General features: G+C 37.4%; 16 protein-coding genes. 5 read left to right on the plus strand and 11 right to left on the minus strand.

Features of this window, described 5'->3' with window-relative positions; all coding sequences use genetic code 11:
• Nucleotides 1-10: 10 nt before the first annotated feature.
• The 3 genes from SJY45_RS03825 to SJY45_RS03835 all read left to right on the plus strand — a co-directional run bounded on the left by SJY45_RS03825 (nt 11) and on the right by SJY45_RS03835 (nt 4,594).
• Nucleotides 11-607, plus strand: a complete 597-nt coding sequence (locus SJY45_RS03825; protein ID WP_400073336.1) for a hypothetical protein — start codon at nt 11-13, stop codon at nt 605-607.
• Nucleotides 608-619: 12 nt separating this feature from the next.
• The gene (locus SJY45_RS03830; RefSeq protein WP_400073337.1) at nt 620-868 is read left to right on the plus strand and encodes a hypothetical protein; all 249 of its coding nucleotides are present in this window, start codon (nt 620-622) and stop codon (nt 866-868) included.
• Nucleotides 869-1,138: 270 nt separating this feature from the next.
• Nucleotides 1,139-4,594, plus strand: coding sequence for an FG-GAP-like repeat-containing protein (locus SJY45_RS03835; protein WP_400073338.1), 3,456 nt, complete (start codon nt 1,139-1,141; stop codon nt 4,592-4,594).
• A 504-nt stretch (nt 4,595-5,098) separates the two neighbouring features.
• On the opposite strand, the gene SJY45_RS03840 is transcribed toward SJY45_RS03835, so the two are convergent.
• The 3 genes from SJY45_RS03840 to SJY45_RS03850 all read right to left on the minus strand — a co-directional run bounded on the left by SJY45_RS03840 (nt 5,099) and on the right by SJY45_RS03850 (nt 6,648).
• Entirely contained in the window at nt 5,099-5,422 is a 324-nt protein-coding gene (locus SJY45_RS03840; RefSeq protein ID WP_400073339.1) for a hypothetical protein, read from the minus strand.
• A 131-nt stretch (nt 5,423-5,553) separates the two neighbouring features.
• Nucleotides 5,554-5,892 carry a hypothetical protein gene (locus tag SJY45_RS03845; protein WP_215440420.1) on the minus strand — a complete coding sequence of 113 codons (339 nt, stop codon included), beginning with the start codon at nt 5,890-5,892 and terminating at the stop codon, nt 5,554-5,556.
• 429 nt (nt 5,893-6,321) lie between these two features.
• Nucleotides 6,322-6,648 (minus strand): hypothetical protein, encoded by a 327-nt coding sequence (locus SJY45_RS03850; protein ID WP_400073340.1) that lies wholly within the window; start codon nt 6,646-6,648, stop codon nt 6,322-6,324.
• Between the two features lie 142 nt (nt 6,649-6,790).
• On the opposite strand from SJY45_RS03850, the gene SJY45_RS03855 reads away from it, so the two are divergent.
• Together SJY45_RS03855 and SJY45_RS03860 are read left to right on the plus strand one after the other, a co-directional pair.
• Nucleotides 6,791-7,312, plus strand: coding sequence for a YceI family protein (locus tag SJY45_RS03855; RefSeq protein WP_400073341.1), 522 nt, complete (start codon nt 6,791-6,793; stop codon nt 7,310-7,312).
• Nucleotides 7,313-7,417: 105 nt separating this feature from the next.
• Entirely contained in the window at nt 7,418-8,380 is a 963-nt protein-coding gene (locus SJY45_RS03860) for a TerC family protein (protein ID WP_400073342.1), read from the plus strand.
• Between the two features lie 23 nt (nt 8,381-8,403).
• Here SJY45_RS03860 and SJY45_RS03865 read toward each other — a convergent pair whose 3' ends face one another.
• From SJY45_RS03865 to SJY45_RS03900, 8 genes are read right to left on the minus strand one after another with little or no spacing between them, the layout of a single operon-like run.
• Nucleotides 8,404-8,835 (minus strand): hypothetical protein, encoded by a 432-nt coding sequence (locus SJY45_RS03865; protein WP_400073343.1) that lies wholly within the window; start codon nt 8,833-8,835, stop codon nt 8,404-8,406.
• A gap of 1 nt (nt 8,836) precedes the next feature.
• Nucleotides 8,837-9,091, minus strand: coding sequence for an acyl carrier protein (locus SJY45_RS03870; RefSeq protein ID WP_400073344.1), 255 nt, complete (start codon nt 9,089-9,091; stop codon nt 8,837-8,839).
• A gap of 36 nt (nt 9,092-9,127) precedes the next feature.
• Nucleotides 9,128-10,402, minus strand: coding sequence for a beta-ketoacyl-[acyl-carrier-protein] synthase family protein (locus SJY45_RS03875; RefSeq protein ID WP_400073345.1), 1,275 nt, complete (start codon nt 10,400-10,402; stop codon nt 9,128-9,130).
• Complete coding sequence (locus tag SJY45_RS03880) at nt 10,395-10,847, minus strand: 3-hydroxyacyl-ACP dehydratase FabZ family protein (RefSeq protein WP_400073346.1); 453 nt, start codon at nt 10,845-10,847, stop codon at nt 10,395-10,397. Before SJY45_RS03880 ends, SJY45_RS03875 begins: the two co-directional genes overlap by 8 nt.
• A gap of 13 nt (nt 10,848-10,860) precedes the next feature.
• Nucleotides 10,861-11,640, minus strand: coding sequence for an SDR family oxidoreductase (locus SJY45_RS03885; protein WP_400073347.1), 780 nt, complete (start codon nt 11,638-11,640; stop codon nt 10,861-10,863).
• A gap of 20 nt (nt 11,641-11,660) precedes the next feature.
• Nucleotides 11,661-12,716, minus strand: a complete 1,056-nt coding sequence (locus SJY45_RS03890) for a type III polyketide synthase (RefSeq protein WP_400073348.1) — start codon at nt 12,714-12,716, stop codon at nt 11,661-11,663.
• Nucleotides 12,717-12,732: 16 nt separating this feature from the next.
• On the minus strand, nt 12,733-13,437 hold the full coding sequence (locus SJY45_RS03895) for a methyltransferase domain-containing protein (protein WP_400073349.1): 705 nt from the start codon (nt 13,435-13,437) through the stop codon (nt 12,733-12,735).
• Nucleotides 13,437-14,561, minus strand: a complete 1,125-nt coding sequence (locus SJY45_RS03900) for an NAD(P)/FAD-dependent oxidoreductase (protein ID WP_400073350.1) — start codon at nt 14,559-14,561, stop codon at nt 13,437-13,439. The genes SJY45_RS03895 and SJY45_RS03900 overlap by 1 nt, the downstream gene beginning before the upstream one ends.
• Nucleotides 14,562-14,623: the final 62 nt, after the last annotated feature.

Genomic DNA, 14,623 nt, shown 5'->3' on the forward strand with positions numbered 1-14,623 from the left:
ACAAAATAGTATGAAAACAAAGCGTCTTTTATCCGCAGTAGGGTTATTATTTTTACTAGTCACCAACACCACTTTTTCGCAAAATAGTGCTTTAAAGGAGCATGTCCTTTTTTACAGTTCTTTTGATGGTAAAGCAGCTGCAACTATTGCCGTTGGTGATGCAAATATATATACAGCTGAAAATTATAAAGAAGAAGTAAACACTACAAAAGGTTTAAACGATGCTAATGTTGTAATAGCAAAGGGGAAAGGACTTTTTGGAGATGCAATGCACTTTAAAGCAGCAAAAACTTCTGCTGTATTTTATAAGGCCTATAAAAATGTAGGCTACAACATTACATCATGGAGCGGCACTATATCTTTTTGGTTACGATTAGACCCCAATAAAGAACTTCCGCCTTATTATTGTGATCCTATTTGTATTACAGATTCTAAATGGAGTGATGCAGGCTTGTGGGTAGATTTCACAGATCATAATCCAAGACAGTTTAGATACGGAGCCATGGGTGATTTGGTGGTGTGGGACCCTAATAATGATAGTGATGAAACTGATTGGAATAAGCGCACAGTTACAGTAAACCCATCTCCGTTTCAGTCAAAAAATTGAACGCACGTTGCAATGGTTTTTTCCAAGGTAAATACAAAAACAGAGTCTGAATTTAAATTATACTTAAACGGTAAGTTACAAGGTGAAATAAAAGCTATTAATGATCCTTTCACTTGGGACCCTGAAAAAGGTAAAATAATGATGGGTCTTGGTTATATTGGCTTTATGGATGAGCTTGTAATTTTTAATAAACCGCTAGAAGTTAACGAGGTGAACTCTGTTTTCCAGCTGAAAGATGGAATAAAAACTTTATTCAAATAAGAATATAAGCAATGGTCTGTCTTTAAATAATTACTTAAATCCGACGATAGAAGGGGAGGGTAATGTGTGTATGGAACGGGATACTACATTTACTATATCAAAACTAAGAATCAAATTAAATTCATCCTAAGTTTATACTAGTTCGTCGTATATGTAACTAATTATCAATAGCACCCATATATATTTTCTATTTTAGTGGCAATCGAGATTGTTAATTTTAATCTAAAATTTCTTTTTGAAGTCAATTTCAAAAAGTGTTTACTATGCCTAATGAAAAGATTCTTACTCTCCTTTAGTTTTATTTTTTTATTATTATCTCATTCCATTTCACAGACCAATCAAGAGCTTGTTGTTTCGTCTTTGAATCCAACTAATTGTTCTTCCGATGATGGTCGAATTGCGATTAATTTACGTTCATTAGGATCAACCTGCGAAGATATTTTTAATTATCAATCCATTCTAAAGTCTACTACTAAAATAACCGCATATACTACAGCAGATATTAATCAAGATGGGAAGCTAGATATATTATATGCCAACGCCGAAAAGATTGCGGTTCTTTTTAACATTGGTAATGGTCAGTATAATGAAATAATTATTGATGATTCAATTACACGAACTAGTAAAATTGGTTTTTCTGATATTGATGATGATGGCGATATTGACGTAGTTGCTAAACAAAGTTCTTGGAGTTTTTACTATTTGTTAGAAAACGAAACATTCACAGAGTTTGCCCTATATGCTTCAGATGAATACTTTGTCGAGGTTTCGTCTATATTGGCTTCTCCGAAATTTGAAAAAATTGACATTGAAAATGATGGTGATATAGATCGTCTTAGAATAACTACTAACAATTTTGATGATGAACTTGTAGAATTAAGAGAAAACGATGGTTCTGGAAATTATACAGATAGGATACTTTTAGATTTTATAAATAGAGATATTATAGACATTAAAGTCTTTGACTATGAAGGCGATGGGGATGAAGATATATTTCTTTTGTATCGACAAGGCACTACAACTAGTGGAGTGGAGTTTCATTTAAATGACGGTTTTGGAAACTTCGAACGCATAACGGTTTATCGTGAAACAAACCTATATTTTTATGAATTAAAGATTGTTGATTATAATATAGACGGTAAAATTGATATCATCGGAGCAGGCCCAAGCAATATGACCTATATAAATGATATAAATAACACCTTTATACGAAAGGAACTAAAGCCCGTAGAAGGCGTAACCCGTTATTTTGAAATATTTGATGTCGATTTGGACGGTGTTAATGAACCTGTTTATTTTGATGATTATAATATTTATTGGTTTACAGCTATTTGTAGTTCCCGATCCAATACGTTTAAGTATGAATTTTCTATTGATGGAGGCATTACCTTCCAAGAGAGCAATGTATTTAATCAATTAGGTATTGGCCAATATCAAGTAGTAGCTCGGGAAATATCAAATTCATCTACAATTGGCTTCGCTAATAATCCAATTAATTTGACGGAAAATAAGCCCAGTGTAATTAGTATTGATATTACGGACTCCGAATTTTGTGATGACGGCAATGGTAAAATTGCAGTCAATGCTACAAGTTTAAAAAGAACCGATTCTGTGTTTGATGAAGTATTTCACATTGGTGATTATGCATCTAATTATACTGATTTTGATAATGATGGTGATATTGATATTATTGGCGTAGATGATAGTCGAGATAACGATGTTGTGTATTGGTACGAAAATCTAGAAAATGGTCAATTTTTTAGACACTTTTTAACTTCTTTACCATGGTTTGATGAAAGTATAGAAAGTGTATTTCCAATGGATATTGATAATGATAAAGACAATGATTTAGTTATAAATCTTGGTGATGGGGAGTATGTAGTTGTCAATGATGGAGAATTCAATTTCGAGAAAAGAGAAATGAATCTTGTAGGCGCTTTTGACAGCCCCATGCCAATTTCAGTGGATATAGATTTAGATGGTGATTTAGATATAATTACAGAAGCAAGTCAATATAATGAATTGGCTTGGCATGAAAACACACTAGATTTTTCATTAGGTTATTTCCATTTCACTAGACATAAGATTTTTACCGGTATATCTGAAATCACAAAAGTAATTCCGATTGATTTTGACAATGACAATGATATAGATTTTGTAGTTTCAACGGAGAATAGAGGAAGTGATGATGTCTTGGGTGGTATTTATTGGTTTGAAAATGATGGAAATCAAATTTTTGAAAGTCATCTCTTAATTTCTGATATTGATGTAACCTTCTTTTTGGTTGAAGATTATCAAGAAGATAATGACTATGATATTTTTTATTCTGCGCCTGACCTAGAAGAAATTAGAATTTTAAAAAATGATGGCAATTTAAATTTTACTGATATTTTAATCAAAGAAATAGATATCACATATTTTGATGTTGATGATTATGATATGGATGGAGATTTGGATATTATTTTAAACCCAAAACAAAACGTGTCTATTCTTCAAAATCAAGAGAATCAGTTGTTTGAAATTAGGGTTATTTCGCAAAATGAAAGTGAGTTTTTAAATCTGAGTTCTTGGAATAATACCCTAGTAATGTCTGAAGATTTAGATCATGATGGAGATAAGGATATTTTATTCAATACCAATTATATTTTAAATGAAAGCACATTCACTGAGAGCGATGATGAACTAAGTTATTCAATTGATGGCGGTATTACTTTTCAAAATAATTCAATCTTCAATAACTTGGCCCCTTCGTCTTATAATCTAATTATTAAAAACAATGATTGCTCTTTTGAATATGAAACCCCAATAGTAATCAGCAAGATAGGCGATGTCTGCGATAATAGTGAATCTTTAATCGCTACGGCAACATTAATAAATTCAATTAGTTGTAATGGATTGACTGATGCAATTATTGAGGGGGAAGCAATAGGTGGAACAGCTCCCTATACATATAATCTGTTAGATTCAAATAACACATTAGTTAAGACACAATTACAAGGTACCTTTAATGATATTGCTGCTGGTGTTTATAGCCTTCTTATCGTCGATGATAATTCAAAAGAGGCAACTGCAACGGGCATAACAGTAAATCAGCCTAATGTGCTAACTCTCAATATTTCAAAAACCGATGTTTCTTGTAAAGGGACAAATGATGGTAGTCTAGAAATTATTGTTTCTGGGGGTACAGCACCTTATGAATTCAGCATAAACGGCTCTGCTTTTATTTCTAATAACATATTTGATATCCTAGGTCCATCCGAAAATTCAGTCATAGTAAAGGATGCTAACGGATGTACAGAAGAAAGAAAAATTATTATCGTTGAGCTTGATACAGCTGATTTTGATAATGATGGTTTAGGAGATGCATGTGATGATGATATTGATGGCGATGGGGTCGAAAATACGATTGACATTTGCTCAGAAACACCCCTTGGGAGTACTGTTGAAGCTGATGGTTGTCTAAAAACACCAAATATAGATAGTCGTGTAATACTATTTCCAAACCCCATAGAGAGTGGAGATATTACGATTGCCCTTCCAACTCCATATTCTGGTAATGCACAGTTAGTACTGTTTTCCAATATAGGTACACTCTTAACTAGTTTAACTGTTGAAGTAGTTAACGGCAACCTTATGTTAAATATGGACGGATGGGCATCTGGTGTTTACTCCGTTCGTATAGAAACTACAGAAGAATCATTTAATCAAAGAATTATAAAGAAGTAGAGGACATTCTGTGAAAATTTGCAATAACTTATCGCTAATTGATTTAATGACGGATTATAGAACATTTTTTTTCATAATGTACCGCGTTAAGTAATTTGAGCTTTGGTTACGATATACTAATGAAGATTAAAAATCTCTATTATTTCACCGAGATGGTGCGCGGGCAAAGTTGTTACAATCTTTTTTTATTTTTTTATTTCTAAAAACTTTCTTCTCATAAGGCAATGAAACCGAGGTACGAGGTTCATGAACTCCTTTAAAAGCAATAAACAAGCATCGAGAATAATTATCGTTTACGAATATGAATAAACATTCCAGCAAAACGGCTTTGACATAATATCTGCCGATATGAACCTAAAGGCCTCATATCTGATATTATATCAAATGCAAGCATGCGCCGTTTTACAACATAAACCAATCTGTACTATAACTTATATTATGTAAAATAGAATATTTTAAACCCACTATTCTTTCCTTCAAACCAATTGCAACTAAAATAAAATGTTATACGCTCTTTACGTAACGGTCCACGTCATTTACGAACACATCAAAGCCTTGTACGTAGTTTAAGAAGAGACGGTAACAACGCGCTGAGGCATTTGGGTCTTGACGTAACTTTTGGCTAATGTTTATGTTGGTATCCCGTAAGATTCGGGCTTCGGCTTTTAAATCATCCAAACGCATGAACTGGTCATACGTTTGCGGTTCACACATATAAGAACATAATTTGGCGTACAGCTGCGCTACAACCTTTAAATTTCGTTCTAATCTTTGTAATTGTAGTTCCGTGGTTTGAATGTCTTCTTGCCTCGTAAATGTTCCTTCCATATCAAACCTAATCTATAGTGTATCCTTGATTTTACCGTCGTCAAAGATACACTACAAATAGGCAGATAAATACTACAAACAATTAATTAACTTAACATTTACATTTGCTTAAAAATCAACTACATAAAGTATTAGTGGCTGGTGCAAATGTCCAGGTATTCGGCCACACCGTCATTTAATCTTCTAAATTCCGTAAGCTGTCTTTTAGCGCGTTCCAAATGAACATTTACGGTTTTACGGGTGTCTTTTAAGGAGTTAATGATCTCACGGTTAGAATGGGTTAAGGAATCCATTGTAGTCCGTAAGGTTTCTATTCGTTCATAAAGTGAATAGGTTTTTGGTTCGCAACGGTAAGAATTGAGCTTGGTCCGTAATTGTACCAAATCTTTTTGGTTGCGTTCGAGTCTTACGACAATAGCATTTTTGTCATTTTCCTCTACTCTTGATGCGGGCTGTTGAGTTGTTGTCATAGGTGCAGGATTTTGGGTTGTTGAGATAAACTGTGTTACTCTAAGTTATAAAAAAAATCCTACAATTTTAGACTTAACTATCATATAATCAGACTTTAACATTAAATTAATGTTCTTTGCTATACTATGTCATCAGTCCAATTTCAGTTTTTATCCAAAAGTTATTAACAGCTAAACTACTGGGTTCTAGTTGTTCATGACCGTCTTTCAGCAATAAAAATTCACCAATAACATAGTTTGCTCAAAATCGTATTTTTCAATGCTAAAGGGTGTTAAAATTTCATTTCAGACCAAAAGGGACTCAATTTTTACTTCTGGAACTAGCTAAAATTCAGCTTAAAAGGTCAAAAAGTGAAGTGAACAGCAAAAAAATACCCTCATAAAGCAGTGCGCTCCATGAAGGTATTCTAGTTTAGGTGGTCTTTGCTCTTATTCTTCGTCTTCAAATTCAATTTCGGCCATGGTCCGGTTCAACCGGTTAGAAAATGGCTCGGTTATCAAATCCTCAAGCAATCGTTGTCTTTTTCGTTCGGAAATATCCAAGGTATCCAATATTTCACGTCTACGTTCTGTTTTAGCTATCCGTTCTTCCCTTAATTTCGTGCGCTCCTCTACGGTTAGAATGGCTTTGGGCTCAAAACGCTCCATGACCGTATATTTTGTGATCTCAGATTTTTTTTCTTTGATCTCTTGTGCAGACAATCCGCATGTACCTGCAAGAACGCAGGCAGCTATCATAAAAAGGGGGTTTTTCATAATTACTTCATATTAGTTCTTTTATAAAGATAGTGATTTACCCAAAATAGTACTATTTTGCACCTCAGATTCCGTTTACAGCGATAAATTTGTTCATATTATCGGTAATTTATACTAACTTATTTTCCAAACCTTGATTATCATGCGTGTCAAATTCATACTACTCTTTATTGTTGGTCTCTTATTTTTTAATGCTTCGCTTCAGGCACAGGACCAGGTTTCCATTACTTCGGCAAAAATTACCTTTCATTTTATTTCAAAGGATGTTGAAGGCAGTTTGTCCGGGTTTGAATCTTCTTCCAAAATTTATCCAGACCGTATAACGGAATCCAGTTTCAAAGGCGCCGTACAAGTGGAAACCATTAAAACAGGGAATTTCCTCAGGGATTGGTCCTTAAAGAGCGGAAAATATTTTGATGCGGACACCTATCCCACTATTACTTTTGAAAGTACCCAAATTACCAAAACAAGCAACGGGTTTACCGTTACCGGAACACTTACCTTGAAAGGAACCGCTAAAACCATTAGCTTCAACTTTACGGAACAGGCCTCCAAACTCGTGGGGACCACTACTCTATTTTCATCGGATTTTGGAATTGACATTAAAAAAGAACGCCAAGATAATAAGGTAAATGTGAGCTTAACACTTGATTTGGGCAATTAAAACATTCTAAATTCCGCTTCTTTTGAATTGAATCAAAGGCTTTTGCAAATGCGCCTGAAACGAGTGTGAAAATGAAGTATCTTCGCAGGCGTAAAAATGCATTATATGTGGGTCTGGATTCTTTTTATTGCTTTGATCATTGTTTTTCTTGCGCTGGATTTAGGCGTATTTAACAAGAACGAACACGTTATTAAAACCAAGGAAGCCGCCATCTGGACTACCGTTTGGGTGTCCGCGGCCATGGCATTCAGTGGGGTCATTTACTGGCTCTTTAGTCAAGGTCTGGTGGAAAACCCTACCAATCTAACCCCAAATAATGCGGTTCTAAAATACGTTACGGGTTACCTTATAGAACTGTCCCTGAGCATAGACAACGTATTTGTTATTGCCGTAATATTTTCCGCGTTTAAAATTCCCGCACTCTACCAACACCGGGTGCTTTTTTGGGGTATTCTTGGGGCCATTGTTTTTAGAGGGTTGATGATTCTCTTTGGTGTGGCACTGATTACCAAATTTGAGTGGATTATTTATGTCTTTGGGGTGTTCCTTTTATGGACGGCTTTTAAGATGCTTAAGGGCGATGACGAAAACTTTAAACCCAAGGATTCATGGATATTCAAGCAAATAGGAAAAATTTATCCGATAACATCGGACTTTCACGGGCATGACTTTTTTGTAAGACTGAAAGGTTTGCGTGCCGCTACTCCCCTTTTCGTAGCTTTAGTGGTTATTGAGCTTACGGATGTGTTGTTCGCTTTGGACAGTATTCCCGCTATTTTAGCCATCACAGCCGACCCATTTATTGTTTTTAGCTCCAATATTTTGGCCATACTAGGCCTACGGTCCATGTATTTTTTGATTTCCAGAATGTTGGAAAAGTTCCGTTATATCAATTACAGTTTGGTGGTTATTTTAGCATTTGTGGGACTTAAAATGTTGTTTTCCCATCAAGTGGAATTGCCGGAATGGTTATCCCTAGCGGTAATATCGGTAGCGTTGCTTTCCGGGATTGCAGCCTCATTGTTGATTCCTGAAAAGAAAAAGGAAGAAATAGAACCGGAGAATTAACCAAGAAAGGTTTCAATTGAACGTTAAGACTGCTTAAAGAGGCTTTTGTACAGCTTTTCTACGGCCCAATTGCCCAAAGGAAAATACAGGGCAAAGAACAACGCCATGCCTAAACTAAAGTTCCGGATACCAAAGAACTGGTCCATAAGATTGTTTGGGTAGGCATATGAAGTTTCAAAATAATACCCACCAAATTCCAGAAAACCCATAGCCACAAGTCCGTAAGCATATTGGGTATGAAAAGGGAGATTCCTAAGCAATAAAGAAACGGGAACCATATATAAAATGTAGCAAGTGATTACTTGCCACCAATAGGTGAATTTGGCAATTTCAACCGTGGCTCCAAACCAGTTCATAACCATTCCCCAACTAAAATAAACAATACAATACAGCGCAATTAATCGCTTGTCTGCTAATAACTTAGGTTTCGACCAACTCCAGAAATCAGATATCATTTTACTTGGTTTCTAGTTTTGCATCAATAATGAAAAGTGCGTCCTTTACCGTTTGCATTTGGTCTATATCGTCATTTTCGAGCATGATATCAAACTCGTCCTCAACGTCCAGTACAATGTCCACCAAATTAGCGGAATTTATATTGAGTTCACTTATAAAATTGCTCTCTAAATTAATGGCATCTACCGAAACATCTTCGGGCAGATACACCTTTATAATATCCTTGAGTTTATTGTATTTTGTTTCTTCGTTCATAGTTGTCAGGTCGATAAAACTTTGTGGACTTCTGGTTTAGGAATTAAATCGTTTAAAAATAACACAAGCATTTACATCTCCAAAACCGAAACTTGCTTTTGCTAAAACAGTAGGTTGATGTGGAATGGTTTTCTGTGGAATACAATCAGGAGCTATTAGGTCTGTAATTTCCGGGTGCAAGTCCGTACTGTTCACATTTCCAAAGGTTTGAGAGGTGTTAAACTGAAGCAATGCAGCTACACATTCAATACTCCCCGCCGCCGATAAGCAATGCCCGAACATTCCTTTAAATGAATTGATAAAGGGAAAATCACTACCAGAGCGCTCCAAAGCGGTACTCCAATTGGCAATTTCCAGCGCATCTTTACTCGTAGCTGTCAGATGCCCGTTAATAACATCTATATCAGAATTTTGAATGCCGGAATTCCGTACCGCTTGACTAACACAACGTTGTACAGCTTCGCTATTGGGAGCGGTCATAGTACCATCACCACGTTGGCCACCACTGTTTACGGCTCCCCCTAAGATTTCGGCATAAATCTTTGCGCCACGGGCTTGGGCACTTTCTAGGGATTCAAGAACCAAGGCCCCTGCCCCACTTCCAGGAACAAATCCTGCAGCACTAGCACTCAAAGGCCTGCTGGCCGCTTCTGGGTTATCGTTATAATTTCTGGGGAGAATACGCATGGCGTCAAAACCTGCCCAGACGTACGGGCCGCTATCGCTACAGCTTCCTACCAACATACGTTCTGCCTGTCCGTTTGCAATACGCTCATACCCCATTAAAACCCCTTCCGTACCAGTTGTACAAGCGGAAGAGTTGGTGGTAACCTGATTTCCACAGCCCAAAATACCACCTAAATAGGCGCTTACGCCACTTGCCATAGTTTGAACAACGCTGGTACTTCCCAAACGCCGAACGTTTTTGGCATCAATCTGATAAATGGCTTCACGGAATTTATCCACACCCAAAGTGCCGGAACCAAAAATGATACCACTGTCCCAATCTGCTTCCTCCTTTTCGGCAATGTCCAGACCGGCGTCTTTCCATGCATCGGTGCCTGCAATAACCCCGTATATAATACCCGTAGCGCTGAGCCCGCGTAGTTGCAGTGGAGTAAAGTAACGCGATAGAAGTTCATCGCTTACCTCCGGTTTCCCCGCAATCTGACAACCGAACCCCAGCTGTTCCAACTCTGGTTGAAACCGAATGCCACTTTGGCCCGTGGTAATAGCTTCGGTAAAAGCAGCTAATCCCGTTCCGTTGGGAGCACAAACGCCCAGCCCTGTTACAACCACTCTTCTACGCATGGGCACTGGTTTTAAACATTCCGGATATTTCGCCTGTACAGACCAATTTCCCTTCCGTATTATGCATTTTTACAGAACACTTCAATTTATTGAACCTAAAGTATATTTTTTTTGAGGTCACGGTTACTTTTTCATTCGGTTTAACCGGTAATAGAAATTCCATTTGTGTACTACTCATACCTATTTGCATTCCTCTTGGTGGCAATTTGGTTTCGTTTTGTAAAAGATAAATTCCCAAGCATACGACTCCTATCTGCGCACAACATTCCGTTAGAATTACACCGGGTGTTACGGGAGCGTCTTTAAAATGCCCTTTATAAAAATATGAATCCTCAAGAAAGGTATAAGTCCCGACCACCCCATTTTCGGTAACCTCCATCAGTTCATCAACGAACAAAAAAGGTTCTGTGTACGGCAAAACATTGGTTATATGGTCATAGTTCATAATCTGTCAATTTCTATTGCAAGCTTTCACCTCCATCAACCTTAATTATAGTTCCGGTTATCCATTTGGCTTCATCCCTGCTTATCAAATAAACGGCATTGGCTACATCTTCAGGGGTAGTTAAACGATTATGGGGATTACGCTCTAACGCATTTTTCTTTAAGGTCTCGCTGTTGGGAATCATAGCAAAAGCCTTTGTTTCCGTGGTTCCCGCTTGAATACAGTTCGCCTTTATCCCCTTTGGAGCATATTCCAACGCAATGCTTCGGGTGAGTGCCTCAAGGGTAGCTTTTGCCGCGGAAACAGCGGCATATCCTTCCCATGCCTTGGTACTTCCCTCACTGGTAAAAGCAACGATACGGGCATCATCATTGAACAAAGCCGCTTCAAAAATAGCTCTTGTCCAATCATAAAGACTCAATGCCATAGCGTTTAAAGTGATTTCAAAATCTTGATGATTCAAGGTTATGCTATCATCCGATACCATAGGTTTTAAACTTCCCTTGGCTATGCTATGAACCATCATTTTTATCTTTCCTGCAGTAGAAAGTGCAGTCTTTATAGCATCAATGGTTTCGTTTCTTTTCTCCGCATTTGTAGCATCAATATTGAAACTTAACAATTTAACTCCCCTTGAAGTGATTTCTTGAAAATTAGCGTTAATTTTCTTTAAATCAGACCTTCTATCTCTATGAACTATAATAATATGAAATCCATGACTTGCCATTTTTTTGGCAGTTGCCAAACCCAGACCACTGCTTCCGCCAAGAATAAGAACCCATTGTTTTGCCATGTTTGATTTTTAAAATTCGTTTACCATTCCAATAGAACACGCTGCGCCGAAAAACCCGGGCCAAAGCTAAGAATGAGTCCTTGGTCGCCTTCCTTAATATCTTTTTCCATAAAGCGTTCCAAGACATACAGAACAGTAGCACTGCTCATATTTCCATACTGACGCAGTACTTCCCGAGTATCGTCTATATTCTTTCCCATTGCCCCAAATAGTTCTTCCACAGTTTGGACAATTTTTTTGCCTCCAGGGTGAAAAATAAGATGGTCCACCGACTCAATGGAGGTACCGTGCTTTTCCAAAAAAGGATGTACAATGTTAGGAAAATGAGCCGAAATAGTCTCCGGTACGGTAACATCCAAAATCATCTTGAGTCCGTGATTGGTCAAATCAAAGCCCATCATGTGCGTGGCATCCGTAAAATGGTACATTTCCCCTCCTTTTATTTTTGGGCCTCTGGCATTTTCCTCTGAGGATAAAAGGACACAAGAGGCGCCATCGCCAAAAATAGCGGCACTGACCATGTTCACCATGGAAAAATCATTAAGCTGAAAAGTTGCCGTGGGACTTTCAACTGCGATTACTGCAGCGCGTTTACCTGGATTGGACCTTAAAAAGTTCTGTGCATATATCAATCCTGAAACTCCGGCCGCACAACCCATCTCCGTTACCGGAAGTCGCACTACATCTTGCCTAAGCCCTACATCGTTTATTAAATACGCATCTAGCGACGGAATCATAATGCCCGTACAGCTAACGGTAATGATATAATCCAGTGAATCCGCTGCCCAATCACCGGCTTTTAAAGCCTTTTCCAAGACCTTTTTTCCCAATTTTTTGACCTCACGCATGTAAATGGTATTTTTTTCCTCAAACGAGGTTGCCGTAAAAACCTCCTCCGGTTTCATAATGCTGTAGCGCTTATCAACCGCCGCTCCTTCAAATATTTTAACGACTTTTCTACGGAAACGGTCTTCTTGACCCGAAAGCCAAAGGTTCACCAAGGGTATTATTTCTTCGGTAGGCTTGCAATAATCGGGCAATTGCTTGACCGTTTTTACTATTCGTACTTCGCTCATATATTTTAGTCGGTCGTTAATGTTGCGCTACCCATACAATTCTAAAAGCCCATTTTTTAGTTATGCTATGTTTCATTTTTGGTAATTCTACTGCAATTGCCTGTAATTCCTTTTTAAGAAATCCACTTTTAATGGAGGTAAGTCCGTCTTTTTTGGCAATATTCGTTCGTATAAAAATAGTGCTAAACAGTTTAAAAAGTTGATATGAAAGTGCACTTCGTTGCAAATCGTTAATAATAAAACCGATTCGGCTCAATTTTGAAAACTGATTTAGAAATTGTGGAATTTCATGGTTTTTAAAGTGATGCATGGTTAAGGTGCAAAGCAAAATATCACACTGTAACTCATCTTGCTTCAGTTCTAAAATATCTTGTTTTATATATTGAATTTCTGGAAATTTAAGGGATTGCTCCCGTGCAATTTCTAGACTCTTTTCATTTAGGTCCACTCCAATACACTTTAAATTAAAATGATGCTTTCGTGACCAAAGAACTAGGGTTCTAAGCATACTTCCGTTGCCGCAACCCATATCTAAAATCGTATATGATTCATTGTTTTTATACCGTATTAAGCTATGTACGGCCTGTACAGTTAAATTATTTCCGTTTAAAAATGAATTGGCACGGTCAATATCCAACAAAACCTTTTTAAGCTCTGTCCGATCTAGGGACAGGTCGTCCATCAACTCGGTTTCGGTACTTCTTTTAGAAAAATCACCCATTACTGAATTGGTTTACCGTGCGTGTTCTTAATCAGTTGTCTCAAAAGCCAAGGTTGTTTTGCTACCAATGCTATGGCCCAATCTGCCAAACTAGGATTTAGCAATACAGATTGAAGTCGTCTACCCCACCATAATCTTCTTTTAAAAGTACGGTTCCATGCTTTAACATAAGCACGTTCCATCTTCGTACGGTCAGTTTCTTTTCCCGTTAAAAAATCATGAATCAGTTCCGAGGCAATTTTAGCGCTATGGATAGCCATGGCCATACCATTACCGCAGAGCGGATGAATTAGGCCCGCTGTGTCTCCACACATGAGAACATGGTCCTCTATCGGGTTTTTGGAACGAAAGGAAATTTGGGCAATGGTCAGCGGTTTTTCAAAAAGTGGTTCGGCTTTGCTTAAGAAGTTCTCTAAAATGGGGTTCTCCCTGACTACCTGCTTATTAAAACGCTCAATATCCTTTTCTTGCTGAAAACTATTGTAGGATGCTAAATAACAGAAATTTACTGCACCGGATTCAGTTTTGGAGAGTCCACCATAACCACCTCTAAAATTGTGTAAACCGACTTTATCTTCGGGAAAATCATTGAACTGGTAATGGCATTTAACCGCCAGCCAAGATGATTTTTGTTGTATAAAATTTCGATTCAATTGCTTATCCAGAGTGCTTCTTTTACCATATGCACCAATCGCTATTTTTGAAGTAAAGGTTTTATTTGTTGATGTAACTATTTTAAATACAGGTTTTTGAAAAACCACAGAAGTTGCGCTCTCAAAAACAAATTCAACCCCAAGTTCCGCTGCTCTTTTATACAACATAGCATCAAATGCATAACGACTGATTCCCGTTCCTCCTAAAGGTAATTTAGCGTTTAGCACGGTTCCCGTAACCGTCGAAAATTCCAAAGTATCAATTGAAACCGCCCCGGATTGCTTTAAATCAATTCCTAGACTTTTTAGATACGGAAGCACTTCGTTGGAAACATATTCGCCACATACTTTATGATGTGGATAGGGTTCCTTTTCAATAACCAAAACGCTATGTTCCGCTTTCGCTAAATGAATAGCGGCTGTTAAACCCGCTAAACCACCTCCAACTATAATAACATCATACTGCTCCACTAGGGGAAGATAGTTAATTAAACAAAAAAAATACCGACATGAACTGCCGGTATTTTTATAAA

This window comes from Zobellia russellii (assembly GCF_044597075.1).
Lineage (GTDB): Bacteria > Bacteroidota > Bacteroidia > Flavobacteriales > Flavobacteriaceae > Zobellia > Zobellia russellii.

Coding starts and splice junctions, on each gene's coding strand:
- SJY45_RS03840 (WP_400073339.1), bottom strand. CDS start 5,422: ATGGAAGGAACATTTACGAGGCAAGAAGACATTCAAACCACGGAACTA.
- SJY45_RS03855 (WP_400073341.1), top strand. CDS start 6,791: ATGCGTGTCAAATTCATACTACTCTTTATTGTTGGTCTCTTATTTTTT.
- SJY45_RS03870 (WP_400073344.1), bottom strand. CDS start 9,091: ATGAACGAAGAAACAAAATACAATAAACTCAAGGATATTATAAAGGTG.
- SJY45_RS03875 (WP_400073345.1), bottom strand. CDS start 10,402: ATGCGTAGAAGAGTGGTTGTAACAGGGCTGGGCGTTTGTGCTCCCAAC.
- SJY45_RS03885 (WP_400073347.1), bottom strand. CDS start 11,640: ATGGCAAAACAATGGGTTCTTATTCTTGGCGGAAGCAGTGGTCTGGGT.
- SJY45_RS03825 (WP_400073336.1), top strand. CDS start 11: ATGAAAACAAAGCGTCTTTTATCCGCAGTAGGGTTATTATTTTTACTA.
- SJY45_RS03860 (WP_400073342.1), top strand. CDS start 7,418: ATGTGGGTCTGGATTCTTTTTATTGCTTTGATCATTGTTTTTCTTGCG.
- SJY45_RS03890 (WP_400073348.1), bottom strand. CDS start 12,716: ATGAGCGAAGTACGAATAGTAAAAACGGTCAAGCAATTGCCCGATTAT.
- SJY45_RS03850 (WP_400073340.1), bottom strand. CDS start 6,648: ATGAAAAACCCCCTTTTTATGATAGCTGCCTGCGTTCTTGCAGGTACA.
- SJY45_RS03880 (WP_400073346.1), bottom strand. CDS start 10,847: ATGAACTATGACCATATAACCAATGTTTTGCCGTACACAGAACCTTTT.
- SJY45_RS03845 (WP_215440420.1), bottom strand. CDS start 5,892: ATGACAACAACTCAACAGCCCGCATCAAGAGTAGAGGAAAATGACAAA.
- SJY45_RS03895 (WP_400073349.1), bottom strand. CDS start 13,437: ATGGGTGATTTTTCTAAAAGAAGTACCGAAACCGAGTTGATGGACGAC.
- SJY45_RS03830 (WP_400073337.1), top strand. CDS start 620: ATGGTTTTTTCCAAGGTAAATACAAAAACAGAGTCTGAATTTAAATTA.
- SJY45_RS03865 (WP_400073343.1), bottom strand. CDS start 8,835: ATGATATCTGATTTCTGGAGTTGGTCGAAACCTAAGTTATTAGCAGAC.
- SJY45_RS03835 (WP_400073338.1), top strand. CDS start 1,139: ATGAAAAGATTCTTACTCTCCTTTAGTTTTATTTTTTTATTATTATCT.